Consider the following 24,769-nt stretch of genomic DNA (forward strand, 5'->3'; position numbering starts at 1 on the left):
AGATAAGCCCGGACTCAGTCCGGGCTTATCTGTGCTAAGAGACGGCGATGTATTGTTACCAGACCCGGCAGGCGTTGACCGGCATCATCGGCTGGCCGACTTTGCAGGAGAAGGCCTTGCCGAACTCGTCAAAGTTCTGCACGCTGCCGTTGATGCGCCAACGCCCCGATGAGTGCGGGTCGGTCTTCGCGCGCAGACGCGCAGCCTCTTCCCGCGTGTTCTCGCACCAGACCTGCCCGAAGCTGATGAAATAACGCTGCGCCGGCGTGTAGTTATCGGTCTTCGCCGTGGTCGATGCGTTTTGTTCTGCCAGCGTGTCCATCAGCGCCTTGTAGGCAATGCGGAGCCCGCCGTTGTCGGCGGTGTTCTCGCCGAGCGTCAGCTTGCCATTCAGGTTCTGACCGGGAGCGACCTCGAAGCCCGAATACTCCTTCACCTCGCAATCGGTGCGCTCGTCGAACTTTCTCCGGTCCTCGGCCGTCCACCACATCCTCACATTCCCCTGAGGATCGAACTGGCTGCCCTGGTCGTCGAAGCCGTGCGTCATCTCGTGGCCGATTACAACGCCGATGCCGCCGAAGTTCACCGCAGGGTCAACCTTGAAGTCGTAGAACGGCGGCTGAAGAATCCCGGCAGGGAAGTTGATGTCGTTCATGCCTGGGTTGTAGTAAGCGTTGACGGTCGGCGGCGTCATCGACCACTCCTTCTCGTCAACAGGCTTGCCGATCTTCGCCAGGTCGCGCCGGTCGTTGAAGGCCGCGATCTGCTGTACGTTGTAAATCGGATCGTCGCGCTTGATCTTTACCGAAGAATAGTCGCGCCACTTTTCGGGATAGCCGATTTTGCTGCGGAAGGCGTCGAGCTTTTTCTTCGCTTCGACCTTGGTGGCGTCGCTCATCCAGTCGAGATGCTTGATGTCGTCGTCAAGCGCGACCTCTAGCGCCTTCACCATCTTCTCCATGTTGTCTTTTGCCGTCGGAGGAAAGTTCTTTGCAACCCAGTCCTGCCCAACCGCCTCGCCGAGCGCGCGGTCGGTCGACTGCGTACAGCGCTTCCAGCGCGGAGCCAGCTCCTTCTGCCCCGTAAGCGTCTTGCCATAGAAGGCGAAGTTCTCATCGACAAACGCTTCGCTCAAGTTCGCGGCATAGCGGTGAACGGCGTGCCAGCGCATATAGCTCTTCAGCGCATCGACATCGGCTGTGGCGATCTGATGGTTCATTGCCTTGAAGAACTCCGGCGTGGCGACGTTGACGGTCTTCAGAACGCTCTGCTTTTTGGCGGTGAAGTATACCTTCCAGTCGAAATCCGGCGTCAGTGTCTGAAGCTGGTCGATGGTCATGATGTGGTAGACATTGGCTGGGGTGCGACGGTCGACGCGAGCCATCGAACCCTGCGCCAGCGCCGTCTCAACGGCGAGGACGCTCTGCGCCTCCTTGGCCGCCTGCTCGGGCGTGTCGCCAATCAGCGTAAACATCTTCGTAACGTGCTCGACGTATTGCTCACGCAGCTTCTTCGAGCGGTCATCCTGCGACAGGTAGTAGTCGCGATCGGGCAGTCCAAGACCTGCCTGGTCGATCTCGCCGATTTGTTTGGTAGAGTCCTTCTGGTCCTGGTCGGAGCCGAAGCTGAACAGAAAGCCCAGGGCGTATTTGTCTTCCGTCTCGCCCATCAGGGTCGCGAGCTTCTTGCGATCGCTCCAGCCGTTGATCGTCTTCAGAATCGGCTCGATCGGCTTGGCGCCCAGTTTGTCCGCAAGGTCCACATTCATGCAGGCCGCGAAGTAGTCGCCGTATTTCTTCTGCAGCGGTGTCTTTGGAGCATCGGCCGCAGCCTTCAGGTCGGAATAGAGCAGGTAGTTGTTGTACTCCGCCAACTCGTTGAAACGGCCCCAGCGGGTCTGGTCGGCTGGGATGGGGTTGTTCTTCTTCCAGTTCCCGCAAGCGTACTGGTAAAAATCGACGCAGGGGTCGGCCGAGGTATCGATTGCCGCCAGGTCGAAGATGACAGGCTTTTTGGGGACAGACTTCGGTCCGGAGGCATCTTCAGCGCCGGCGACGGGAATGATGGTTGCGCCCAGTGCAAGGGCGATCAGTGATTTGGATAATGTAACGTTCATGGCTCTCCTGAGGGCTGCAAATGCTCCACGTTGCTAATTGTTGGCAGAGTTCAACATACTCCCTGATCCTTGAGCGGATCAAAGACGGTCTGCGCATTTAACAGGATTGCTCTTGCCGGCCAACGGCGACGACGCATTTGGTCACAAAAACGCGGCCAATCCACGCTGCCGGGCCGCATTTTTCGCCAGATCAGAAGATCTTCAGATGGATGGTCAGGTATTTCTTCGGGTTTTGCCGGATTGCCGTGACCAGGTCGCTGCTGTTGGTCAGCAGGTTGTTCATGTTGGTATGGAGCGTGTCTTCCGTCGCCAGCTTGCCCAGAGTGCCGCGGCCCTGGTTGATCCCGGTTACCAACTGGTTGATCTGCGTGAAGGTGTCATCCAATTGCTTGCGGAATTTGGGGTCCTTGGCAATCAGGCCCAGCCCGCCCTTGCCCGCATCCGCATCGGCCATCAGGGAGTTGGCATGCTTCAGGGTCGAGTTCAGGTTGTCGAATAACGAGGGGTCCTTCAGCAGCTTCCCGGTTGTACCGTTGCCTTTGTCGAGCTCCGTGGCGATGTTGTCCAGCTTGGACACGGTATCGTTCAGGTGGTTATAGAGCGTGTCATCGCTCATCAGCTTGCCGATGGAACCCTTACCGTTATTCAGGTTCACCGTCAGCTTATGCAGCTCGTCGACCGTAGCATTGACCTTGTTGTAGAGATCGGGGTTATTGACCAACTGGCCGAGCGAGCCCTTGCCGGACTGCATGTTATCCACAATCGTGTTCATCTTGGCGAGGATCACGTTGAGGCTCTCGATCGTTCCCTGGCTTGCCTTGACGACATCGGTAAGGCTCGGGGTCTCCAGCGTCTTCAGTTCGTCGCCGTCGCGCAAGGGAGAGCCAACGGCGAATTGGCTGTTAATATCGACGACGGTATCGCCCAGAACGCCGATGGTGGAAAGCGACGCCTTGGAGTCCTTCCTCAAGTCGTCGGCATACTTCTCGTTGAGCTTCATCACAACCTGCACCGGCGTGAGCTTGCGCTCGGGCGAAGAGACGACAGTCACGGTCTTCACCGTGCCAATGGTGACGCCCTGCAGGTTGACGGCGGCCCCCGGCTTAAGACCGGCTGAGTTCTCAAAGTAAGTGACAACGGTGAGTTTGTGCGAGAAGATGCCCAAGCCGGCAGAGCTTGTCATCAGGAACAGCAGCGCGACCAGGATGACCGCAGCTACCACGACGATGACGCCGACCTTCAGTTGCGACCATCGTACCTCCTGCTGGCTGGGCATAGCTCTCCTTGAAGATCGGTCGTGCCGGGAGTCGTCTGTCGATCGGCACCCACCGATCCACTCCCCTCGCAAAGCTGGGTGCCTGTACCTGTTTGAGGATACATGACTGCCACCGGATTCCATCCGGTTCTTTTCTTCGAAACACTCCTGGGCGATTGCGTCCGAAGTGCTTTGCTTCTGTATGGATGCGCACGCTACGTTGAAGTTTCAGCGCGCCAGACAATGTCAGCTTCAATCTTCTGCGATGACGACTGCAAGGGCGACGTCGCGGCTGTGCGAGAGGCTCAATGCGAGGCGCCGGATCCCCATCGCACGGGCCCGCTCCGCGGCGCGACCGCTGAGGTGCAGCGTCGGCCTCTCGCCCGGCTCGCGGCGGACCTCAAGCTCCTTCCAGCTCACTCCGCGGCTGATGCCCGTTCCCAGGGCCTTTGCTCCGGCCTCTTTGGCCGCAAACCGGGCCGCAAAACTCTCAGCGGACTTCTTTGTCTTCATCCGGCAGTAGGCAATCTCGCCAGGGGTGAAGACGCGCGCGAGAAAACGCTCTCCGAACTGGGCGATGCTCTCTTCGATCCGGGTGATCTCGATCAGGTCCGTTCCTACGCCAAGCACCATTTGCTTACCTCTCCCTAACGCCGGTCACATGACCACCGTACCGCGCGACCCGTCACGCTTCAAGCCCGGCGCTCCGATGAAGAAGCTGACGGAAAAACTCAGCATGAACGGAGCAGAACGAACCTCGATGCAAGCGCTCGAAATCCAGAGCTTCAGTTACGACAATCGCACGGACCTGTTGCCGGAGCTTCTTTCGGGCCTTGCCGATGGTGGAGGCTGGGTGCTCGACCGCCGCACGCTCTCGCCCAGCATGGTGGAATTGCGTGTCGAGGCCCAACTCCGCTCGATCGTCGACCTGTATGGAGCCATCGTTGCCGCGGGGCTTGAGCTTACCCGGTCGTCTCACCTGAGCCTGACCGATCTGTGCACCTGCCGTCGAAATGCGCTGCGGTCGGCCGATCTCGGCCAGCTTCTTACCTTGCGTATCGAAATCAGCTTTCTCGAAGACATAACCCTGCACTCACTGATGGCAACGGGAGCTGCCCCCGCCTGAAAGAAAAATGGCGATGGAGATGTCGCCCATTGCACACTCCACCGCCGAGGCAGATGCAGGCCGGTTCATTGGACCTGCTCGCGTTGAAATAAACCTACGCCCAGCCGGACAGCGATTTGTCATGCAGTTGTCGTTGCGTTGTGATCTTTCAGTGGACATCCACTCGCGGTTTCCACAGGGTGCGGCGGAAGGGGAACGCCACGGAGAATTGAAGGTTTGGAGTGTCCGGAGTCAGGCCGACGCCAAAGCTGAGATCGACGGTTCTTCCAGCTGCGTACATATACGATGCGCCAAGGCGAAGCGAACCTTCGACAAGGTACGACGCTGGAATCGTCTGTCCGTTCAGAATCGTCGCCCGCGTGAAGCGCTGGTCCCAGCCGATGGTCATGGAGGTCTCGGGATTCAGCGCAAGAATAGATCCAAGCTGAAAGCCGATCGCAGCGCCCGGCTCAAACTTCCCGGGGATCATCTGTCCGGTGTTGTTCGGGTCGGGGATCGAGTGCGTGCCGTTCAGGTTGGCAGTGTAAGAGAGATTGCCGAAGAAGACGACGGGGTCGTTCGACTTGGCGGCGGTGAGATTACCCTGCAGAGCGTAGAAGCCTGTGCCCAGTGCGGTCTGGCTGCTGTTCAGGTTGAAGCTGTCGATACCGGTCGTCGTCTCAATACGGGCACGTAGGGAAGCAATTGCCGTGCCAATCATTAACCTTTGTAATGTGCATGATTTACAAAAGGTCGCGGGCTTTTCGTGCAAGGAGTTGCAAGGGAAACAGTAATCCCACGACTTTTACTCCGCGATATGCGAGCCAAGAGAGTAAAGCGAGCCTTATCTGGGCAGAAGCGCAATCGTTGGACGATGAAACAGGCTGTCGGAGTCACCGATCACCAGCACCCCGGGCTGCCATCGTCCATGAGTAAAAACGATGCCTTCAGGAACTGCATCGCCATCAACTTTAAAGACAGGCTCGCTGACCGTCGATCCTCCTGCGGGCACTCTCGTTGTAAGCCGTACACCGGACAGTCCAGGCACCTCACTCCAACCGCCGCCTTGCTTGCTTATCAGGAAGGCGCGAATCCGCGACTCGCTCTCAGGTTTGTGTCCCCGGTTCGCTATGCCTATCTTCACGCGCACCAGCCTGCTGCCATGCAGCAGATATCCCGGGATCTCATCGAAACCGAGCACCGTGAAGCACATCTTGCCGTAGCACTGTGGAGTGCCTGCGGCAACGAACTTCTGCGGCTGTAGAAGCGAAACCCCGATCAGAACAGCGAGATAGATTACCCATACTGCCACGATCCATGCGGCATGGCGCACTGCTTTTCGGCGTTGCCGCTGCATCAGGGAGACGCCAACACCCAAGGCTCCGACGGTCGTCCACCCCACCAATACCAGCAGCAAAAACTCCGTCGCGCGCACTCGGCCCCCCTAATCACGATAAACTCAAAGCAGCTCATGGCGATCAACGCATCCTCTTCCTCTTCGACCACCTCTGCGCAAAGCAGCGCTGGCAGGCCCATCATCGTTGCCCAGAAGCTGGGCAAGACCTATCGCTCGGGTAAGCTCGAGGTTCCCGCACTGCGCAGCGTCAGCTTCTCCGTCGATCCGGGCGAGTTTGTCGCCATCGTGGGGCCATCGGGATCAGGTAAATCGACGCTCTTCTATGTGCTGGGCGGATTGACCTCGCCCACAAGCGGTTCGCTGACGATCGATGGCGCCGACTTCTCACGGTTGTCCGATATTGAGCGAACACGCCTGCGTCGCGCCAAGATCGGTTTCATCTTCCAGAAGTTCAACCTGCTGCCCACGCTTTCAGCCATGGGTAACGTCGAGATCGCGCACGACATCGCCAATCTCGGCGCGCCAGAAAAGAAGCCGCTCGATCGCGCTCTGCTCGACCACCTCAGCGATCTTCTCGGCATCAACGGGCGCTTGGAGCATCGCCCCAACGAGCTTTCAGGCGGCGAACAGCAGCGTGTTGCCATCGCGCGCGCGCTCATCTCAAGGCCGTCGATCGTGCTGGCCGACGAGCCCACCGGCAACCTCGACACGAAGAACTCCGACGCCGTTCTCGACATGCTCCACCGATCGAGCCGCGAAATGAATCAGACGGTGCTGATGATTACCCACAACCCCGAGGCCGCACAGATAGCTGACCGCATTCTGTATATGCGCGACGGCGAGATTGTGAATGTAGAGCGGGGTTCGGGCCGAGTGGCCCACGAAGCGTAGCTGTCAGCCTCCGAAGTCGATGTTCATCATTATGGTTGTTTGAACCCATACTGCGGTTCCATTGAGTAGATAGGGTTTGTAGACCCATTGTTGCACGGCATCTAAGGCGCGCTGTCGGAGAGATTCGGGGCTGGAGATAACACTTACACGATCAACGTTGCCATTCGGCGTGATGATCGCATGCAAGATAACAGCGCCACTTTTATATGGCCCTTCTGCGACCGGATAGAGCGGTAGTTTATGTGCCAGCAAAAGACCTGCCATAACCCCAGAAGAAACCCGCACAGGATTCTTCGCGCTGCCTACAGGGGCCTGAGGGTCAATTTTTACCGTGGAATGAGGGGTATCCGCAGTCTGGCTGATAGTCGGGGTAGTACAGGTTGCCGACACCGCCGCAACGAGCAGTGAAAGAATCTGCTGTCTCATACAGAGTCGCCTCCGCATTGCACGGAGATGATAAATCCTGCACACCTACCAGAGCACATCCTTGACCGCAGCCACCGGCGGCGGCAGTTCCTGTTCGCCGAGCATCTGCCGCAGGTTGATCTCGATCGTTCGCGTGATCGACGTCAGCGGAATGTCATAGACGGTATTGTCGAAAGGGTCTTCGAGGTCGCGGCCGATCTTGTCGAGTGCAAGGAAGATGAAGCCAACCAGAGCCGAACCGAGCGGCGTGAACCATCCCATGCTTGCACCCATTGCAAGGGGAAGCACGACGCAGAAGATTTGCACGCACAGCTGCGGAATGTAGTCGTACTGCCGCGGCATCGGCGTGTTCTTGATGCGTTCGGCGCCGCCCTGCGCGTCGACGAGGTCGTTCAGCGTCTCGTCCATCGCGCGCCACCCGGCATGATCGAGCCAGCCCCTTGTGTGGAGATCCATCAGTTGCCTGCTTTGCCACTGCTGAATGGCGACGGGAACATTTACCTGGCTACGCAACTCGACGAGCTCCAGTGGTGAGAGGAGGGCTGCGATCTCTTTACCCGGATCCAGACGGCGAAGATGCTGACGAAGCGCATTGGCCCAGGCAATCTGGTAGTAGATCATGCGCTGCTGCACCTGCTGAAGCTCGTCGGCCGGGACGCCGGACGGCGGTCGAATCACAGTCGTTACCTGGCGTCCCCAGCTGCGTGAGTTGTTGACGATCGCTCCCCACAGAGTCCGAGCCTCCCACCAGCGCGCATACGATGTCGTATTGCGAAATGCGACAAGAATGCTGATGACCGAACCAAGCAGCGACACCGGAATAAGGTTCAACGCCGCCCAGTGGAGATAGCCGTGCTTATACAGCACCACAATGGTGACGTCATAGATCAGCAAAGCCAGCAGCGGCCAGCCGACGTAGCCTAACGTTGCCAGCACCAGCCTGCGCTGGCTGGGAGCGATCATGCCTTCGCGCCCTTTGCCGTCACTGGATGAAAGGTCCTCTCGCCGTTCTCGGAGATGCGTACCTGTCCTGGGCCGATGTCGTAGACCCAGCCGGAGAGTGTCAGCTCTTCGCGCGCCATTGCGCCGGCGACAGAAGGATGCGTTCTCAGATGTTGTATCTGGAGCAGAACATTTTCTTCGGTGAGCCGCTTCAGCCGTTGCTGGTGTGTCTCGTCTTTCCCGCTCAACGAATCGGTCACGCTGAGCGCCGCCTCTGCGTTCCGCATCCAGTTCTTTACTGCCGGCATGGAATCCATGCTGCCCGGACTTAGAAGGGCCTTCATGGCTCCGCAATCGCTGTGGCCGCAGATGGCGATGTGACGCACCTTCAATGCGCTTACTGCGTACTCAATCACAGCGCTGACGCCGCCCAGCATCTCTCCGTAAGCAGGCACAAGGTTTCCGATGTTGCGTGTCACGAAGATCTCGCCAGGCCCGGACTGCGTAATCAACTCAGGGTCGATGCGCGAATCGGCGCAGGTGACGATCAGCGACGAGGGCTGCTGCGGCTCCGTAACGGCCCTGCGATACATCTCCGCCTGCGCGGGGTAGACCTCTGCCTGGAAACGTAAAATTCCTGCCTTCAGCTTATTGAGCACGTCGTCGATCCCTTCCTCGTTATTCTTTCCACTTGATGCTGCATCCGACTGCGAACTTCTGGTTCGGGTCAGGGCGTTTTCCTGCAAGTACAGCCTCGATCGCCGCGCGAAGGTCCCTGCCGTCGACAGGCAGGTCGTTCCCAATGTCCTTGCGCTTCGGCCGGCTGCCGTCGATCTGGCCGCGATAGACCAGCTTCATTTCGTCATCAAACAAAAATATGTCGGGAGTGCAGGCCGCGTCGTACTCGCGCGCAACCTCCTGTGTCTCGTCGTAGAGATAGGGGAACCGGAAGCCGAGCCGCTCGGCCTGGTTCTTCATTTCGACAGGCGAATCCTCCGGGTAGGCGGCAACATCGTTCGATGAGATGGCCACAACGCCGATTCGATCCTGATAGTCGTGTCCGATACGCGCAAGCTCTTCTTCCACATGCTTCACATAAGGGCAATGCACGCAGAGAAACATGACGAGCAGGCCCTTGCGCCCCGCCGCCACATCGTCGCGTCCCACGGCCTTTCCCGTTACCACGTCCGGCAACTCAAACGGAGGAGCCACACTCCCCAACTGCACCATCGCCGACTGTGTTCTCGACATACATCCCTCACTCTATTTCGTCCCACGCTTGGATGCAGCATTGCGGGGGGCGGGTTATGTTGCGTCGATGTCTCTTCCGAAGTAAAAGCGTTCAACAGCCATGCAGAAGATGTGCTCCAGCGCGAGATGGCACTCCTGGATGTTCATCGTCACGTCTGAAGGGATGATGACGTTGTGATCGCAGAGCGGCTTCATCGCGCCGCCGCCATTGCCGCTGAAGCCAATGGTCGTAATGCTCATTTCTTTGGCCTGTTGCAGGGCCTGGGTAATGTTCTTCGAGTTTCCCGACGTCGAAATGCCAAGAAAGATGTCTCCCGGCTGTCCCAGGGCCTCGATCTGACGCGCGAAGATGCAGTCGAACCCGAAGTCGTTGCCGCCTGCCGTGATGATCGAGCTGTCCGTCGTCAATGCAATCGCGCGGAGTGCTGGCCGGTTCGCCTTCAACCGCACCACAAACTCGGCGACCAGGTGCTGAGCATCCGCGGCAGAGCCGCCATTGCCGGCGACCATCAGCTTTCGCCCCGCCAGCATCGCATTTGCCGTAAGCTCTGCTGCAAGCGAAACCGTGTCGGCGATGTGGAGATCGGCCAGTGTAGCCTGCATGGCAGCGATGGATTGGGCGAGTTGCTTCTGAACCAGGTGCTTCATCGAAACTCCAGAAAGGCATTTGCCGGCGTCGCTGACAAGGTTAAGGGATTGCGGTCGATAAATCCACACGAGCAGATTCAGCGCTTACGGATACTGCCGGTCTGCCGCCAATACCTCACTCCAGACAGGTGCATATTGATATCCGCGTTGTTACATTAGATGTGATTCGAAGTGAGGAGAAAGCATGAAGTCGGTCGTGAAGAGTTTTCTTGCCGTGGCGATGTTGCCCGTATTCAGTCTTGCGCAACAACCCGCAGCGCCTGTTGCCGATGTACCCGCGCCGTTGCTGCTGTGGCCGACGGGGGCTCCTGGAGCGACAGGGAACACCGAGGCCGACAAGCCCACGATTACCGTCTTTTTGCCAACGGTGCCCAATGCAACTAAAACGGGCGTCGTCGTCGCGCCGGGCGGCGGTTACTCCCATCTTGAAATGGAGAAGGAAGGCTTTGTCTACGCGCGATGGCTGAACCAGCACGGTGTTGCCGCGTTTGTTCTGCGGTACAGGCTTGGTCCGCAATACCATCATCCCATCGAGCTTGGGGACGCCCAGCGCGCTATCCGCTTCGTGCGCGCTCATGCTGCCGAGTATGGCATCGAAAAAGATCGCGTCGGCATGTGGGGGTCCTCCGCAGGAGGACACCTGACCGCCACCGCTGGCACCCAGTTCGATGCCGGCCAGCCCGGCGCCGCCGATCCCATCGACCGCGAGAGCAGCAGGCCGCAGTTCCTCATCCTCTCCTACCCGGTCATCACGCTGATGGCGCCAACGGCCCACGCTGGCTCACGCAAGTCTCTTCTCGGCGACGACCCCGATCCAGCGCTCGTAAGGTCTATGTCAGCCGAGACGCGCGTCACCTCGGACACGCCGCCCACCTTCCTCTTTTCGACCACCGACGACAAAACGGTGCCAGTGATGAACAGCGTCATGTTCTACGAGGCGTTAGTCAACGCTGGCGTTCCTGCCGAAATGCACATCTTCCAGCGTGGTGTGCACGGCGTCGGACTTGCCGCGGCCAACCCTGCTCTCAGCATCTGGCCCGATCTCCTGCTCAAGTGGATGCGCGAGCGCGGATACGCCGCACCAGCCCCGTAGTCGAGACTCCCTGAATGACCCTTGCCGATCTTCGTTCAACCGCCGCCGAACATCTCGACGGTCTTCTACTGGCGTTGTGGCTGGATGCAAAGGGCGACTGGAATCGCGCCCACGAAATTGCCCAGGAGGTAGCCGGACCCGATGGAGCCTGGGTGCATGCTTACCTGCATCGCAAGGAGAGCGACCTCGGCAACGCCGCCTACTGGTATGCGCGCGCAGGACGAGCCGTGGAAAAAGGTGACCTCTCAGCCGAGTGGGAGCGCATCGCAATTGAGTTGCTGACGCGAAGTTAGCGGTCACGAAATCCTGAGCGGGAGTGAATCTCCATTCAGGTAGAAAATGAGTCTTCTCCGCATGAGACCGCAATTCGTGCTTTGTGATGCGCGCTCCGTTGTGTAGATTGATAACTACACGACCAGCTTTTCAACTTCGCTCCCATGCCGCAGCGAAGTGGTTTCGCTCCCACGCCGCAGCGAAGCGCTACTGATGCCCCCACATTCGATTGCTCCACGATTGAGCTTCATGCGATAGGCACGGCATCGTCTCAGCATTTCTGACGTAAAGAAATCCAATCGGACAGGTGATGGAATCCATGCGTGTTGCCGTAGTGAAGGTGTTTTTAGGGCTTCTGCTGACATTGTTTGCAGGCATGCCGATCGTGGCCGGGCAAAATGCCATGGCCCAGACTGCCGCAAGTCCGGTGCCTGCAAGTCAGGCGCCCGCAAGTCAGATCGACCGTATCGCGGCGCTTGAGAAACAGGCTGCCGCCAACGCCACTGCAATCTCTTCTGCCCAGACCTCGGGCGACAACGCCTGGATGCTTGTCTCCGCTGCTCTTGTGCTGATGATGAGCGGCCCCGGTCTGGCACTGTTCTACGGCGGCCTGGTGCGCAAAAAGAATGTCCTCGGCACCATGATGCAGACCTTCGCCATGATGGCGGTCATCACCGTGCTTTGGGCGGTGGTCGTCTACTCGCTGGCGTTCGGGGACGGCAATGCCTTCATCGGTGGCTTCCATAACATCTTCCTGCACGGAGTCGGCCTGACGCCCGACGTCTACGCGCCGACGATCCCATCGCAGACCTTCATGGTCTATCAGTTGATGTTCGCCATCATTACTCCGGCGCTCATCTCCGGCGCCTTCGCCGAGCGCATGAAGTTCTCGGCCATGCTGGTCTTCATAGTTCTCTGGGCACTGTGCATCTACAGCCCGATGGCGCACATGGTCTGGGGCAAGGGAGGCTTCCTCAATGCCGCCATGGGCGGCCGTATCCCATGCCTCGACTTTGCAGGCGGAACCGTCGTTCACGTGACCTCGGGAGTCTCGGCGCTGGTCACGGCAATCTTCCTCGGCAAGCGCCTCGGTTTTCCCAGGGAGCCCATGCCGCCGCACTCCGTGGTCCTGAGCTTTATCGGAGCTTGTCTCCTGTGGGTGGGTTGGTTCGGCTTCAACGCCGGTTCTGCTCTCTCGGCTGGAACACTGGCAACCTCCGCCTTTGTGGCCACGCACTTCGGCGCGGCCGCCGCGGCAGTAGGTTGGAGCGCCGCCGAGTGGCTTCGTCAAGGCAAGGCCTCTGCGCTGGGTGCTATCTCGGGCGCGGTCGCCGGACTTGTGGCCATCACTCCGGCAGCGGGCTTCGTGACGCCGATGTCGGCGCTCTGGATCGGTCTGATCGCTGGCGTCTTCTGCTATCTGATGGTGGTGAAGGTCAAGGCGTGGTTCGGCTATGACGATTCCCTCGACGCCTTTGGCGTTCACGGCGCGGGCGGAACGCTGGGAGCGATCCTTACAGGCATCTTCGCCAACAGTGCCATCAATCCCATCTTTGGCGCGGGCAAGGCGACAGGCCTGCTGGAAGGCAACTGGCGCCAGCTCTTCAACCAGTTTCTGGGCGTGGCCATTGCCTGGAGCATTTCGATTGTGGGTACGCTCATCATTTTGTTCCTCGTCGACAAGACGATCGGGCTTAGGGTGAGTGAGGACGACGAGCGCACCGGTCTTGACCTCTCGCAGCACGGCGAAGAAGGCTACGATTGGGCACACTAGACTGATCCAGGCGAAACGCCGAGAGGAACGAAACGGATATGCAGAAGATTGAAGCAGTCATCCAGCCTTCGAAGCTGGATTCGGTTAAGGACGCGCTGGTCGAGATAGGCATCAACGGAATGACCATTCTCGAGGCGCGCGGACATGGACGGCAAAAGGGGCACACCGAGGTCTATCGCGGGCGCGAGTACTCGGTGGACCTGTTGCCCAAGGTCAAGCTCGAGCTCGTCGTTCCCGACGAGATGGTCGACCAGGCCGTGCAGGCCATTCTTACCTCGGCGCGGACAGGGACCATCGGCGACGGAAAGATATTCATCTCGAAGATCGACGAAGCAATCCGTATCCGTAACGACGAGCGCGGCGAGACCGCGCTGTAAGCGTTCGGGCTTGTTGTCCGGACGGAATGCATCGGCTCTCGCAAGCAACTGACGCGATATTCTGAAGTCTCAGAGGGAGAAGATGCAGGCGGCGACAGGCAGCGATCTCGACAGCCAGCGGCAATACCAAAGGAAGATGCTGGAGATCCGCGGCGCATTTGAGGCCGGGGCAACCGGCTCCGCCACTATTGCGGCCCGCACTGCCGCCATGGACGATCTTGTCGCCGGCCTCTGGAACCGCGCCGCGGCGAGCGATCCACGGATTGCAGGCGGAGTTGCGCTGCTTGCAATCGGCGGCTATGGGCGCAGGGAGCTCTTCCCCTACTCCGATGTCGACCTCCTTTTTCTGCTTGACGCCCGCGTTCAGGAGAAGGATGTCAAGGAGACGATCCGGCGCATCGGGCAGCACCTTTGGGACTGCGGCATCCGAGTCTCGCCCGCGACGCGAATGCTTGCCGAATGCCTGCGCTTCTCTGAGGACAACGCCGAGTTCACGCTGTCGCTGATGGATCAGCGGTTCCTCGCGGGCGACTCCAGCTTCTACGCAAAGTTCGCCTCCCAGACGGTCCCGAAGCTGATCGACCGCGACAGGAAGTCCATTCTGGCGAGCCTGCTCGAACTCACACGTGAGCGCCACAAGAAGTATGGCGACACGCTCTTTCATCTCGAACCCAACATCAAGGACTGCCCCGGGGGCCTTCGCGATGTCCACGTCTGCGGTTGGCTGGCGCAGCTTGAGAACGCCGGCGAAGCCGTCAATACGGACGTCGAAGATATCGAGTTTCGTCAGGCCATCGAGTTCCTTCGTCTTGTCCGCTGCTTTCTGCACTACCGCCACGATCGAGACGACAACACGCTCGACTGGCAGGCGCAGGCCGCCGCAGCGGAGACCGGTATCGGATTGAATGGCCGCGATACGCAGACCATCGATGCAGCCTACTGGATGGGCTTCTATTTTCGCCACGCGCGCAGCGTTGAACGTCGTCTGAAGCGAAAAGTAGAGGACATCCCTGAACCAAAGAGCGCGCGCCGTCTCCTGCTTCGCCGCGAGCGCGGAGTGGAGCCTCAGAGCGGCTTCCGTATGGACCACGGACGTATCGTTCTCGACCCCGCGCCCAAGGGCTACACCTCGGGCGCCCGCGATGCCGCGCACGATCCGGAGATCGTTCTCGATGTCTTCGCGGCCATTGCTCGCACCGGGTGCCGTCTTGGACGCGAAGCGGAAGAGCGCATCTCGCAGGCGCTCCCGCTTCTCTCCGCAAATCTGGAGGAAGGTCCAGGACTGTGGCGTCACCTGCAGGCCGTTCTCATTGGACGATATGCCGGGCAGGCCCTGCGTTCCATGCACGCTCTCGGCCTTCTGGAACTCCTGCTCCCGGAGTTTCATGGTATCGATGCACTGGTCATACGCGACGCTTACCATCGCTACACCGTCGATGAGCACACCTTCGTTCTGATCGACACGCTGCACGGGCTGGAAGCATCGCAGTCCTCAAAGCCCGGCGAATGGGGAACGCGCGTGGGGACGTTGTTGCGCGAGTTGCCTCATGCTCCCACGCTCTACCTGGGGGCCCTTTTGCACGACACCGGCAAGGGGCGCAGCACAGGTGATCATGCGCAGGAGAGCGCGCGTCTGGCGCAAAGCGTGGTCGCCCGTCTGGAGCTCGATCCCTACGAGAGCGACCTTGTGCTCAACGTGATCGGGCTTCACCTCGAGATGTCTTCCGCGCTTCGCCGCGACATCTTCGACATGGAGACGGTCCGTGCCTTCGCCGGAAAGGTGCAGACACCGGAGATGCTCCGCATGCTCACGCTCTTTACCTATGCCGACATCAACGCGGTGCATCCCGACGCGCTCACGCCCTGGAAGGCGGAGAATCTCTGGAGGCTGTATATCGCGACGGCAAACTATCTCGACCGCAGCGTGGATGACGAACGCGTCGGCGGTCAGGAGGCCCGCGAGCTTGTCGATCGCGTTGCCGCGCTGCTCCCGGATCGCAGGGATGCCGTCGCCGGCTTCCTCGAAGGCTTTCCCGAGCGGTACGTTCTCACGCGCTCGCCCGACCAGATACGCACGCACTTCCGCATGGCCGAGCAGCTCGCCGCAGATCGCGTGCAGTTGGATTTCCGCTACACGCCGGTCTTTAGCGAGTTGACCGTCGTTACGCCGGACCGTGCACAGCTCTTCGCGAACATGACTGGAATTCTTGCGGCATGGGGCATGAATATCGTGACGGCCGATGCATTCGCCAATCGCAATGGAATCGTAGTCGACAGCTTCCGCTTCACCGATACCTTTCGCACGCTCGAGATGAACGCCTCCGAGCACGATCGCTTCGTGAAGAGCGTGCACGACGTTGTCTCTGGTACAACCTCAGTAGAGAAGTTCCTCAGCAGCCGACGCCGTGGCCGCCGCAAAGCGCCAAAAGTCATTGTGACTCCGCGACTGGAGTTCGACGATGAGGCATCCTCGCACAGCACGCTGCTCGAGGTGATCGCGCAGGACGTCCCCGGCCTGTTGCGGGCGCTCTCGCTCACCATCGCCGCGCACGGACACAACATCGAGGTGGCGCTGATCGATACCGAAGGCGAGACCGCAATCGACGTCTTCTACCTGACGAACAACGCCGCGAAGCTTGAAAAGAAACAGCAGCGAGCCTTGAAGTCCGCCCTGCTGGAGGCGATGGAACAGAATGCGTCTTAAGCAGGCAGAGCTTTTATCAAAGAGCAAGAAACCGGGTGCCCCATCTTCGACCGCGAAGCGGGCTAAGGTAGGCCATTCGAGCAAAGCTCGAACCATTTTTGGCGCAGTATTGTTGGCGGCGCTCACTTCGATCGCAGGCATCTCACAGCAACCAGTAAAGACTGCACAGTGCCGCGTCGGTGTGCTCGAAGGCCAGCTCCGCGCCGGCGAGTCCTTCGTTCGTCCCATCGGCGGCGGCCTTGAGCTGATGCTGGAGCCCCTTGCCGCCGGCTGGATCCTTCGTGTTCTGCCTGAAGGCAAGCCGCGGCCTGCGCACGACTATGCCGAACTGGCGACGCCGCCCTATCACTCCGTGAGCCCGCTGCTGATTAGCACGGACTTCAGCTTCCGCGCGCAGGATGCAGTCGGCTGGAACCCTCGGCGGTTCCGCTTCGCGGCGAATGAAATGACCTTCAGCAAACTCCTCAAGGCATACAACGAATACGAAGCGAACCCAAGCCAACCATCGGCGGCGCAGCAGAATCTTGCAGCACTCGTCAGTCAATCTCCCGAGGCGATGCTGACGATTCTCGACGCGCACCTCGTCCCGGGCACCGCCGATCAGGCCCGCACAGCCGCAACCGTGGCGGCGCATTTTCTAACGACACCGCACACGGTCGAAAATCCATCCGACGGAAGGCCAACTTCGCTCGGCAGACTCACATGGATACGCTTTCGCATCGCACTCGATCTTCCCCAGCCATTCAAGGCCAGTCGCGACCTCAAGATCGAACAGCGGCCGTGCATCCAATGAGCCGGAAATCGACGCGAGGGCCCGTTTAATTCGTCCAAAGGCCGCCCACCGTCTATCATTGACGTATGAGCACATCTGACAACACCAGCAGTGGACGCCCCACGGAAACTCCGCAAAAGGGCGACCGGTACCTGTTCGGCAGCCTCGATAGCTTTGCCAAAAATCAGGAGAAGCTGAAGGAGGTCAACTGGGGGGCCGAGCAGCCTGAAGGTATCGTTCTTGCATCGCTCGATGCCGCCATCAACTGGGTCAGAAAAAACTCGGTCTGGCCCATGACCTTCGGCCTCGCCTGCTGCGCTATCGAGATGATGTCCATGGGCGGCTCGCGTTACGATATCGCCCGCTTCGGCGCTGAGGTCTTTCGTCCTTCACCGCGGCAGAGCGATCTGATGATTATCGCCGGACGCGTTTCACAGAAGATGGCACCTGTTATTCGTCGGCTCTATGAACAGATGCCCGAGCCGAAGTGGGTCATTTCGATGGGCGCCTGCGCCACCTCGGGTGGAGTCTTCAACAACTACGCATTGCTGCAGGGGGTTAACCAAGTGATACCGGTTGACATCTATGTTCCAGGTTGCCCGCCGCGCCCCGAACAACTGCTTTATGCCATTACTTTGTTGCAGGAGAAGATACAAAGTGAGCGTGGAACGCTGAAAAAGACACTGAATCTCGCATGATCTTGCAGGCTATCTTTGGTAACTGCGAAGATTCTCCCGTCTTGCAGTTCGAAAATCCAAAGGTAAGCTATTGAAAATAGTGTTGCGGCAGAGTATTTTTTTACCGGTACCATTAGCAACTAAGGTAAGCTTTACTGAATCGAAGCAATTTATTGGGATTCAATTTGAACCTTTATCGGTTCATTTCACTATGGAAGAATTTTGAGCGGAGGAAGTGTAATGGTTTATAGCCCTAAACGTATTTTTGGCCGGTTCGTACTGGCTGCTTGCGCAGTCAGCCTTGGAGTCGCGAGTCTGGGTGCGCAGACTCCCAGCACAGCCGCCCCCACGGGCGCAAACCCATCGCGCTTTGATCTGTTCACCGGATACTCTTACTTTGGCGCGCACGGACAGTTGAAGCCCGCTGGCATCAACTATTCGTCGATTGACCTCGGAGCGATCGGCAGTGGCGCATACTACTTCAACAAGTACTTCGGTGGAGAAGTTAACTTTGTTGCTCACCCCGACGGTAAGAACGACGGTCTGTACAGCGCTTCGGCCGGACCGATCTTCCGCGCCCCCATGCAGAACTTCACGCTCTTCGCTCACGGCCTGGCCGGCGGCGCCAAGCTGGTTGGACCCAACCTGTCCAACCCGTTCATCTATCACAACCCCTGGACGTGGGGACCGGCCCTGACGGCCGGCGGCGGTATGGACTATGACCTGCCGTTCTTCAACAACCGGTTTTCCTTCCGCCTCTTCGAGGCCGATTACCGTTACGTTCACGCCAACTTCGGTCCCTACACTGCCCCTCCGACGGCCGGTCAGATGGGCGGCCGCGCGAACCTCAGCGGCGTGGATCTCAGCACGGGTATCGTGACGCACTTCGGTCACATCGTTCCTCCGCCCCCTGTCACCTATAGCTGCTCGGCCTCGCCTTCGACGGTCTACCCCGGCGACCCGATCACTGTGACCGGAACTGCGGCGAATCTGAACCCCAAGAAGACGGCGACGTATAACTGGACCTCCGACGGCGGCACCGTCTCCGGGACCAGCAACACCGCCAATGTGGCCACCACAAACCTGAATGCCGGCAGCTACACCGTCAAGGGACATGTCAGCGAGGGTGCGAAGCCCGGCGAGATGGCAGACTGCTCGGCCCCGTTTACGGTTCAGCAGTTCCAGCCGCCCACGGTCAGCTGCTCGGCCAATCCTTCCACCGTTGCTCCTGGAGACTCCTCCACGATCACGGCGAACGGCTCCAGCCCGCAGAACCGTCCTCTGACCTACAGCTACAGCTCGACGGCTGGTTCGGTTAGCGGCAATACCTCCACGGCAACCCTCAACACCACTGGCGCAGCTCCGGGATCCATTACCGTGACCGCGAACGTGGTTGACGACAAGGGCCAGTCGGCTTCCTGCACGGCGACCGTAACGGTCAACGCACCTCCGCCGCCGCCGCAGCCGAAGACCTCGGCACTCTGCTCGATCACCTTTGATCGCGACAAGAAGCGTCCGACCCGTGTCGACAACGAAGCCAAGGCCTGCCTCGACGATATCGCCCTGAACCTGCAGCGCTCCTCCGATGCCAAGCTTGCCCTCGTCGGCAACGCAGCCGGCAACGAGAAGGCTGGCAGCAAGGCGGCGGCATCCCGCGCAGCCAACACCAAGGACTATCTGGTCAAGGAGAAGGGCATCGACTCCAGCCGCATCTCGCTCTACACGGGATCGCAGGATGGCAAGACGGTAACCTCCACTCTGATCCCAACCGGAGCTACGCTCGACCAGGCTGGTCTCACCTCAGTCGACGAGAGCGCTGTGAAGGTTGCGCCGCGGACAGCACCCCGCAAGCACAAGGCGAAGAAGTAGTCCTCTAAAGCAAATCCAACCGAAAAAGGCTGACTGGGAACCTACCCAGTCAGCCTTTTTCCTGTCTGGTTGTTGCTGACCTGTGCAACGGTGTTAGCTAAACTGATAACAGGTCACCATGCGAAATTGTAGAAACCTCCTCGCCCTCGTCGTCGCCCTGGTCTTCTTCTCCCTCTATGTCAACGCAGCGCCCCCAGGGTGGCTTCCGTTTGGGCCGAACGGCGGAGATGCTCGTTCCTTTGCCTCCGACCCTCACGATAAGAACCATCTCTACCTCGGTACCGCGAACGGCTGGATCTACGAGTCGCACAACAACGGCAGCGACTGGAAGCGTCTCGCGCGCGTCGGTCAGCGTGACGATCTGGTACTCGATTCGATCGTGTTGGATCCACTCAAGCCGAATCGCATCTTCGTCGGGGCATGGGTCCTCGGCGGCCAGGTGGGCGATCTCTTTGTCAGCGACGATGCAGGCGCAACCTGGAAGGTGGTTCCAGAGCTGAAGGGCCAGTCGGTCCTCGCCCTGGCGAACTCCGCCTCCGATCCGAAGATGTTCGTCGCGGGAACGCTGAAAGGCGTCTACCGCACCAACGACAGCGGCGAGCACTGGACCCTGATCAGCCCCCCCGGAAGCACCGAGATCCACGAGGTGGAGTCGGTAGCGATCGATCCTAAAAACCCGAATGTGATCTTTGCCGGGACCTGGCATCTCCCCTGGAAGACCACCGATGGCGGCGCGAACTGGACCAACATCACCTCGAAGAACGGAGTCATCGACGATTCGGATGTCTTCTCCATCATCATCGACCCGGTAAATCCTGGCGTTATGTATGCGAGCGCATGCTCTGGCATTTATAAGAGCGAAGATGCCGGTTCTATGTTTCGCAAGATTCAGGGCATCCCCTCCACGGCGCGCAGGACACGCGTTCTGATGCAGGACCCCCTGCACCAGAACATTGTCTTCGCCGGAACGACTGAAGGACTCTATCGCACGGTTGACTCGGGCAAGACCTGGGTCAGGACCTCCGGGCCAGAACTGATTGTCAACGATGTATATATCAATCCCTCCGATACCAACCGCATGCTGCTGGCCACCGACCGTGGCGGCGTCCTCGTCTCGAATGATGGCGGCACCAGCTTCCAGCCGGCGAACAACGGCTTCTCCTCCCGCCAGATCACCTCATATATAGAGGACAGCCGTCAGCCCAACACGATCTACGTTGGCCTGGTCAACGACAAGGCATGGGGAGGCGTCTTTGTCAGCAACAATGGCGGCCTCACCTGGATGCAGAAGAACGCCGGGCTTGAAGGCCATGACGTCTTCAGCCTCGGACAGGCTCCCGATGGGGCGATCGTCGCGGGCACACGCCACGGTATCTATCGTTTTGGAGGCGATGCCTGGAGCAAGGTCACCAAGGTTTCGCTTGAGCTGCCGGTCGTTGAAGTTCCAGCAGTGGCAAAGCCCGTCACCGTCAGAAAGGGCGCGCGCAAGGCTCCGGTCAAGGCCCCTGTCAAGAAGACCGTCAAGCCCCCGGCAAAGCTCTTTGACGGCACGGTCTTTGCATTCACCCGCGACGATGACGCCATGTTTGCGGCAACCTCCGATGGCATCCTCAAGAGCACCGATTCCGGCCAGAGCTGGCAGCTTGCGGCGAACCCTGAAGGGCACGTCTGGTACACCGTGGCAGCGGCTAAATCGACTGTTCTTGCCACGTCGCTCACCCGGGCGGCTCTCACCTCCGACGCTGGAAAGACCTGGACGCCTGTAACTCCTCCCTCTGACCTCACCCAGATCACGGCAGTCGCTGTCGACGGCTTCGGCGGCCTCTGGATGGGCGGACGTGAGGGGGTCTACCTCTCTGAAGACAAGGGCACAAGCTGGCATGTTGTGCATAACCTCTACGTGCGCGATGTCAACAGCATCTTCTGGGATGAGCGCGGTCAGCGCGTCCTGGTTACGGCAAACAGCCCAACCACCTTCGCCTTCTCGGCGCACCTGCCGGACAAGAAGGTCACCTACTGGAACACAGGATGGAACCTTCGCCTCGTGCGTCCGGTCGGCGATCATCTCGTCGGCGCAACGCTCTTCGACGGCATCGTGATCCAGCCTGAGATGACCAACTCAGCTGAGGTAAAGCACTAGGCCAGAGGGGCCGCAGGGCGTGTCCGGAGAGGATAGAATCATCCTATGAGCTTCGAGACGACGACCCAGCGGCCCCGGCACTCCTTTCAGACCGACGATCGGGCCCTCGGGTCTATCGCTGAAAAGGTGTTCGCTGGAGAGCGGCTGAGCTTCGACGATGGCGTGGCTCTCTATCGCAGCGGCGACATTCTTGCGGTTGGCTGGCTGGCCAACCACGTCCGCGAAAAGCTCCATGGCGACATCGCCTACTTCAACGTCAATCGTCATATCAACCCGACAAATGTCTGCGTCGCCTCCTGCCGCCTGTGCGCGTTTGGCAAGAAGAAGGGCGAGGCCGGCACCTACACCATGGCCCTCGAAGAGGCCTGGGAGGCCGCCGGTGCCGGTTATACCGAGGCGGTCACCGAGTTCCACATCGTCGGCGGACTGCACCCCGATCTTCCTTTTGAATACTTCATGGATCTCGTCCGTGGGCTCAAGGAACGCTTCCCCAAGGTGCACATCAAGGCGTTCACCATGGTTGAGGTCGCCTTTCTTGCCAAGCGCGGCAAAATGACCATTCCCGAAACCCTTCAGCGCATGAAGGAGTCAGGGGTCGACTCCATGCCTGGGGGAGGGGCAGAGATCTTCGCAGACCGTATCCGCCACATCATCTGCGATCACAAGATCGACGGCTCCGAGTGGCTGGAGACAGCGCGTACAGCCCATAAACTTGGTCTCCGCTCCAATGCGACCATGCTCTACGGGCATGTTGAGAACGATGAGGACCGGGTCGACCATATGATCCGTCTGCGTGAGGTTCAGGACGATACTGGCGGCTTCCAGACCTTCATCCCGCTGTCCTTCCACCCCGACAATACGGCCCTGGCTCATATCCCCAAGACGACCGGAATGCTTGACATCAAGCAGATTGCCATCGGTCGCCTGATGCTCGATAACTTTGCGCATATCAAGAGTTACTGGCAGATGGTCTCGCCCAAGATTGCCCAGATCTCTCTGCGCTTTGGCGCCGACGATATCGATGGAACCGTTGTGGAGGAGAAGATTTACCACAATGCCGGTGCGACGACCCCCCAGGGCCTTCGGCGGCAGGACCTGGTTCGGCTGATTACCGAGGCTGGCCGTGTTCCGTTTGAACGGGACACGATGTACCGCGCCGTCACCCGCTCGGAAGACACCTTCACCATCGCAGTCTAGTCACCTATCTGAAGTCAGGTCTGCACATCCAGCAGTCCGGTCATTTATCTTGACGCCAAGATAAATTACCGGACAACCTTTTGCCCAGGCAGTGGATACTCCTTTTGGGGAAATGTGAAAACTTTTGCCATGCAAAGTGGCAAAGTTTTGGAACTGATTTTCCCACTGTTCCCCCGATCTACCCTTCATACCCCGTCCTCAGGGGGTAAAACGTCTGTTTTTGGGTGGCTAAAGGCGTTTTTCAGAATGGCCGCACGTTTGCAATAAGCCAGAGTGCAGCAACAAGGTTTCTGAAACACCTGAACTCTACTTATCTGCCTGAGGAGGCTCTATGTACATCTTCTTTCTGCCGTCGATTCTCGCTCTCGTTGTTATCGGTTCCATCTGCCTTCGCGACCAGTTCCGCTTCTCGGCCACGACCCGCTAACTGCGGGTAGTGGAGGGGCGGAAGGCCGTTGATCCGGCCATCCGCTTGTGTGGACCAGTTCGGCGACCTCTCACGGGGTGACCTGTCTCGGAAGAGACAGGGTGATTGGGCACCGGTTCACGGCTTTCAACCGCAGTATTCGATGCCGTATTTTGTAGCTTTATTGAAGGGTGGGGAGCCGGGCCTTTGGCCTGGCTTTTTCGTGTCTGGATACCTTGTGTTTGTTATATGTGCGACGTATCGGCGGCAGCCGGCTGTCGACCGGCGATGCCGGTTGAAAGAAGCAGCAGAAGCACAACTCCCAGAGCAGGGGCAAGCAGGCCGGTACGCAGGCTGCCGAAGTGCGTGGAGAGCGCTCCGGTCAGCCATGGGATGAGCGCTCCGCCGAGGGAGGCGCAGGAGAAGAGCGCGCCGACCCGTGGGTGTTGACCTGTGGCTGAAAGCAGGGATGCTACCAGAAGCGGAAAGACGGGGCCGAGGCAGACGCCGATGGCGACCACGGCTAGAATGAGGAACGGTCCGTCAGGGTGGGGTGCCAGCAGGATGGCAACCTGTGCACCGAGCAGCAGGATCAGGGAGCCGCGGTAGATCGCGGCCTCGGAGAGCAAGGGGGCGATGGAAGCCAGTAGCAGGCGGCCAGCCAGCTCCGCCATCCAGTACCAGAATGCAATCGTGGCAGCTTTGAGAGCGGGATCGTGGCGCAGGGCATAGCTGGGCAGCCAGCCTCCGAGAGCGTTTTCGCAGCCTACGTAGAGCATCATCGAGACGGCAAAGAGAAGGATCACAGGCCAGGCAGGCGAGAGCTTCGGGGATGTCGGGATTTCCGTAGCGGCTGGAGTGGTTCTCTGCGGATTCATCGAGACCAGGAGGACGAGGCCGGAGGCTGCGGTCAGTCCTGCGGCGAGTAGAAAGAAGGATTCGCCGGCAAAGCGAACGATGGCGGGGCAGGCAATGGCTCCCAGGCTCCAGCAGACATTGAGGATAGCGAGCACGCGGGCTCGGCTGGCGGCACCGGTGCCGGCGACGACGTTTCCGGCGGTCAACCCTGCACTGAGGCCTATGCCGCAGAAGAAGAGAGCGAGGTGGGCCCCGTGAAAGCCGGTCAAGGAGAGAGAGGCGCAGGCAATTGCGGAAAGGGCCGCCCCCGCGACAAGGCTCAGGCGAAGGTTGCGCGCGGCGAACCAGGAGCCTGTGAATTGTCCGGCAAAGAAAGAGGTAAACAGTGTGCCCGCCTGGGCGTCCCTGAGGTGCCAGCGTTCGATGAAGGTGGGCAGTAGAGGACCGAGCATGACGGTCACGATGCCTGCCGCGGAGAAGTAGAGAAATAGAGGCGCCAGCGATCGCCAGGAATTCAGCGGAGGTATTTTTGCGTCGAAGGTTTGAGTCGCGGCGATGGAGTCCTGGGGCATTCGATTGTTGAGCGTATCAGGTTGGCGCGGTCTGTGGAGCTTCACGCTTTCCCTTAAGGTGGCGAT

The 24,769-nt window shown here is 59.4% G+C and carries 23 protein-coding genes; 12 read left to right on the forward strand and 11 right to left on the reverse strand.

Annotated elements, in window-relative coordinates; genetic code table 11:
* Window positions 1–55 precede the first annotated feature (55 nt).
* The 3 genes from JSS95_00885 to JSS95_00895 form a co-directional block, all read right to left on the reverse strand.
* Window positions 56–2,116 (reverse strand): M13 family metallopeptidase, encoded by a 2,061-nt coding sequence (locus JSS95_00885; GenBank protein MBS1798357.1) that lies wholly within the window; start codon window positions 2,114–2,116, stop codon window positions 56–58.
* A 190-nt stretch (window positions 2,117–2,306) separates the two neighbouring features.
* A complete protein-coding gene (locus JSS95_00890) occupies window positions 2,307–3,392 on the reverse strand; it encodes an MCE family protein (GenBank protein ID MBS1798358.1) in 1,086 nt (361 codons plus the stop codon).
* Between the two features lie 231 nt (window positions 3,393–3,623).
* Window positions 3,624–4,004, reverse strand: coding sequence for a holo-ACP synthase (locus JSS95_00895; GenBank protein ID MBS1798359.1), 381 nt, complete (start codon window positions 4,002–4,004; stop codon window positions 3,624–3,626).
* A gap of 127 nt (window positions 4,005–4,131) precedes the next feature.
* Here JSS95_00895 and JSS95_00900 point away from each other — a divergent pair, with 127 nt between their 5' ends.
* Window positions 4,132–4,497: a hypothetical protein gene (locus JSS95_00900; protein ID MBS1798360.1), complete on the forward strand. Its 366-nt coding sequence runs from the start codon at window positions 4,132–4,134 to the stop codon at window positions 4,495–4,497.
* A 148-nt stretch (window positions 4,498–4,645) separates the two neighbouring features.
* Here the strand turns inward: JSS95_00900 and JSS95_00905 are convergent, their stop codons facing one another.
* Together JSS95_00905 and JSS95_00910 are read right to left on the reverse strand one after the other, a co-directional pair.
* Window positions 4,646–5,197 carry a hypothetical protein gene (locus JSS95_00905; GenBank protein MBS1798361.1) on the reverse strand — a complete coding sequence of 184 codons (552 nt, stop codon included), beginning with the start codon at window positions 5,195–5,197 and terminating at the stop codon, window positions 4,646–4,648.
* 123 nt (window positions 5,198–5,320) lie between these two features.
* Window positions 5,321–5,911, reverse strand: a complete 591-nt coding sequence (locus tag JSS95_00910) for a hypothetical protein (protein MBS1798362.1) — start codon at window positions 5,909–5,911, stop codon at window positions 5,321–5,323.
* A 36-nt stretch (window positions 5,912–5,947) separates the two neighbouring features.
* On the opposite strand from JSS95_00910, the gene JSS95_00915 reads away from it, so the two are divergent.
* A complete protein-coding gene (locus JSS95_00915; GenBank protein MBS1798363.1) occupies window positions 5,948–6,724 on the forward strand; it encodes an ABC transporter ATP-binding protein in 777 nt (258 codons plus the stop codon).
* A gap of 3 nt (window positions 6,725–6,727) precedes the next feature.
* Here the strand turns inward: JSS95_00915 and JSS95_00920 are convergent, their stop codons facing one another.
* The 5 genes from JSS95_00920 to JSS95_00940 are packed head-to-tail and all read right to left on the reverse strand — an operon-like array spanning window position 6,728 to window position 9,991.
* Window positions 6,728–7,150, reverse strand: coding sequence for a TonB family protein (locus JSS95_00920; protein MBS1798364.1), 423 nt, complete (start codon window positions 7,148–7,150; stop codon window positions 6,728–6,730).
* A gap of 45 nt (window positions 7,151–7,195) precedes the next feature.
* The gene (locus JSS95_00925; protein ID MBS1798365.1) at window positions 7,196–8,113 is read right to left on the reverse strand and encodes a hypothetical protein; all 918 of its coding nucleotides are present in this window, start codon (window positions 8,111–8,113) and stop codon (window positions 7,196–7,198) included.
* Window positions 8,110–8,760, reverse strand: a complete 651-nt coding sequence (locus JSS95_00930; protein MBS1798366.1) for a carbonic anhydrase — start codon at window positions 8,758–8,760, stop codon at window positions 8,110–8,112. Before JSS95_00930 ends, JSS95_00925 begins: the two co-directional genes overlap by 4 nt.
* Before the next feature lie 10 nt (window positions 8,761–8,770).
* Entirely contained in the window at window positions 8,771–9,343 is a 573-nt protein-coding gene (locus JSS95_00935; GenBank protein MBS1798367.1) for a thioredoxin family protein, read from the reverse strand.
* 54 nt (window positions 9,344–9,397) lie between these two features.
* Complete coding sequence (locus JSS95_00940) at window positions 9,398–9,991, reverse strand: D-sedoheptulose 7-phosphate isomerase (GenBank protein ID MBS1798368.1); 594 nt, start codon at window positions 9,989–9,991, stop codon at window positions 9,398–9,400.
* 184 nt (window positions 9,992–10,175) lie between these two features.
* On the opposite strand from JSS95_00940, the gene JSS95_00945 reads away from it, so the two are divergent.
* The 10 genes from JSS95_00945 (at window position 10,176) to mqnE (ending at window position 22,867) form a co-directional block, all read left to right on the forward strand.
* The gene (locus JSS95_00945; protein MBS1798369.1) at window positions 10,176–11,084 is read left to right on the forward strand and encodes an alpha/beta hydrolase; all 909 of its coding nucleotides are present in this window, start codon (window positions 10,176–10,178) and stop codon (window positions 11,082–11,084) included.
* A 14-nt stretch (window positions 11,085–11,098) separates the two neighbouring features.
* Window positions 11,099–11,377, forward strand: coding sequence for a hypothetical protein (locus JSS95_00950; GenBank protein ID MBS1798370.1), 279 nt, complete (start codon window positions 11,099–11,101; stop codon window positions 11,375–11,377).
* A 356-nt stretch (window positions 11,378–11,733) separates the two neighbouring features.
* A complete protein-coding gene (locus JSS95_00955) occupies window positions 11,734–13,131 on the forward strand; it encodes an ammonium transporter (protein MBS1798371.1) in 1,398 nt (465 codons plus the stop codon).
* A 38-nt stretch (window positions 13,132–13,169) separates the two neighbouring features.
* Window positions 13,170–13,508 carry a P-II family nitrogen regulator gene (locus JSS95_00960; GenBank protein ID MBS1798372.1) on the forward strand — a complete coding sequence of 113 codons (339 nt, stop codon included), beginning with the start codon at window positions 13,170–13,172 and terminating at the stop codon, window positions 13,506–13,508.
* A gap of 82 nt (window positions 13,509–13,590) precedes the next feature.
* On the forward strand, window positions 13,591–16,212 hold the full coding sequence (glnD, locus tag JSS95_00965; protein MBS1798373.1) for a [protein-PII] uridylyltransferase: 2,622 nt from the start codon (window positions 13,591–13,593) through the stop codon (window positions 16,210–16,212).
* A complete protein-coding gene (locus JSS95_00970; GenBank protein MBS1798374.1) occupies window positions 16,202–17,005 on the forward strand; it encodes a hypothetical protein in 804 nt (267 codons plus the stop codon). The genes glnD and JSS95_00970 overlap by 11 nt, the downstream gene beginning before the upstream one ends.
* 65 nt (window positions 17,006–17,070) lie before the next feature.
* The gene (locus JSS95_00975; GenBank protein ID MBS1798375.1) at window positions 17,071–17,682 is read left to right on the forward strand and encodes an NADH-quinone oxidoreductase subunit B; all 612 of its coding nucleotides are present in this window, start codon (window positions 17,071–17,073) and stop codon (window positions 17,680–17,682) included.
* A gap of 219 nt (window positions 17,683–17,901) precedes the next feature.
* Window positions 17,902–19,530 (forward strand): hypothetical protein, encoded by a 1,629-nt coding sequence (locus JSS95_00980; protein ID MBS1798376.1) that lies wholly within the window; start codon window positions 17,902–17,904, stop codon window positions 19,528–19,530.
* A 118-nt stretch (window positions 19,531–19,648) separates the two neighbouring features.
* Window positions 19,649–21,670, forward strand: a complete 2,022-nt coding sequence (locus tag JSS95_00985) for a hypothetical protein (GenBank protein MBS1798377.1) — start codon at window positions 19,649–19,651, stop codon at window positions 21,668–21,670.
* 45 nt (window positions 21,671–21,715) lie between these two features.
* Window positions 21,716–22,867 carry an aminofutalosine synthase MqnE gene (gene mqnE, locus JSS95_00990; protein MBS1798378.1) on the forward strand — a complete coding sequence of 384 codons (1,152 nt, stop codon included), beginning with the start codon at window positions 21,716–21,718 and terminating at the stop codon, window positions 22,865–22,867.
* Window positions 22,868–23,518: 651 nt separating this feature from the next.
* On the opposite strand, the gene JSS95_00995 is transcribed toward mqnE, so the two are convergent.
* Complete coding sequence (locus JSS95_00995) at window positions 23,519–24,748, reverse strand: MFS transporter (protein ID MBS1798379.1); 1,230 nt, start codon at window positions 24,746–24,748, stop codon at window positions 23,519–23,521.
* Between the last annotated feature and the right edge of the window lie 21 nt (window positions 24,749–24,769).

Source organism: Acidobacteriota bacterium (genome assembly GCA_018268895.1).
GTDB lineage: Bacteria > Acidobacteriota > Terriglobia > Terriglobales > Acidobacteriaceae > Edaphobacter.

Bases quoted from the DNA above. Each gene is read 5' to 3' on its own strand.
- JSS95_00885 (MBS1798357.1), bottom strand. From the start codon at position 2,116: ATGAACGTTACATTATCCAAATCACTGATCGCCCTTGCACTGGGCGCA.
- JSS95_00890 (MBS1798358.1), bottom strand. From the start codon at position 3,392: ATGCCCAGCCAGCAGGAGGTACGATGGTCGCAACTGAAGGTCGGCGTC.
- JSS95_00895 (MBS1798359.1), bottom strand. From the start codon at position 4,004: ATGGTGCTTGGCGTAGGAACGGACCTGATCGAGATCACCCGGATCGAA.
- JSS95_00900 (MBS1798360.1), top strand. From the start codon at position 4,132: ATGCAAGCGCTCGAAATCCAGAGCTTCAGTTACGACAATCGCACGGAC.
- JSS95_00905 (MBS1798361.1), bottom strand. From the start codon at position 5,197: ATGATTGGCACGGCAATTGCTTCCCTACGTGCCCGTATTGAGACGACG.
- JSS95_00915 (MBS1798363.1), top strand. From the start codon at position 5,948: ATGGCGATCAACGCATCCTCTTCCTCTTCGACCACCTCTGCGCAAAGC.
- JSS95_00920 (MBS1798364.1), bottom strand. From the start codon at position 7,150: ATGAGACAGCAGATTCTTTCACTGCTCGTTGCGGCGGTGTCGGCAACC.
- JSS95_00925 (MBS1798365.1), bottom strand. From the start codon at position 8,113: ATGATCGCTCCCAGCCAGCGCAGGCTGGTGCTGGCAACGTTAGGCTAC.
- JSS95_00935 (MBS1798367.1), bottom strand. From the start codon at position 9,343: ATGTCGAGAACACAGTCGGCGATGGTGCAGTTGGGGAGTGTGGCTCCT.
- JSS95_00940 (MBS1798368.1), bottom strand. From the start codon at position 9,991: ATGAAGCACCTGGTTCAGAAGCAACTCGCCCAATCCATCGCTGCCATG.
- JSS95_00945 (MBS1798369.1), top strand. From the start codon at position 10,176: ATGAAGTCGGTCGTGAAGAGTTTTCTTGCCGTGGCGATGTTGCCCGTA.
- JSS95_00950 (MBS1798370.1), top strand. From the start codon at position 11,099: ATGACCCTTGCCGATCTTCGTTCAACCGCCGCCGAACATCTCGACGGT.
- JSS95_00955 (MBS1798371.1), top strand. From the start codon at position 11,734: ATGCCGATCGTGGCCGGGCAAAATGCCATGGCCCAGACTGCCGCAAGT.
- JSS95_00960 (MBS1798372.1), top strand. From the start codon at position 13,170: ATGCAGAAGATTGAAGCAGTCATCCAGCCTTCGAAGCTGGATTCGGTT.
- glnD (MBS1798373.1), top strand. From the start codon at position 13,591: ATGCAGGCGGCGACAGGCAGCGATCTCGACAGCCAGCGGCAATACCAA.
- JSS95_00970 (MBS1798374.1), top strand. From the start codon at position 16,202: ATGCGTCTTAAGCAGGCAGAGCTTTTATCAAAGAGCAAGAAACCGGGT.
- JSS95_00975 (MBS1798375.1), top strand. From the start codon at position 17,071: ATGAGCACATCTGACAACACCAGCAGTGGACGCCCCACGGAAACTCCG.
- JSS95_00980 (MBS1798376.1), top strand. From the start codon at position 17,902: ATGGTTTATAGCCCTAAACGTATTTTTGGCCGGTTCGTACTGGCTGCT.
- JSS95_00985 (MBS1798377.1), top strand. From the start codon at position 19,649: ATGCGAAATTGTAGAAACCTCCTCGCCCTCGTCGTCGCCCTGGTCTTC.
- mqnE (MBS1798378.1), top strand. From the start codon at position 21,716: ATGAGCTTCGAGACGACGACCCAGCGGCCCCGGCACTCCTTTCAGACC.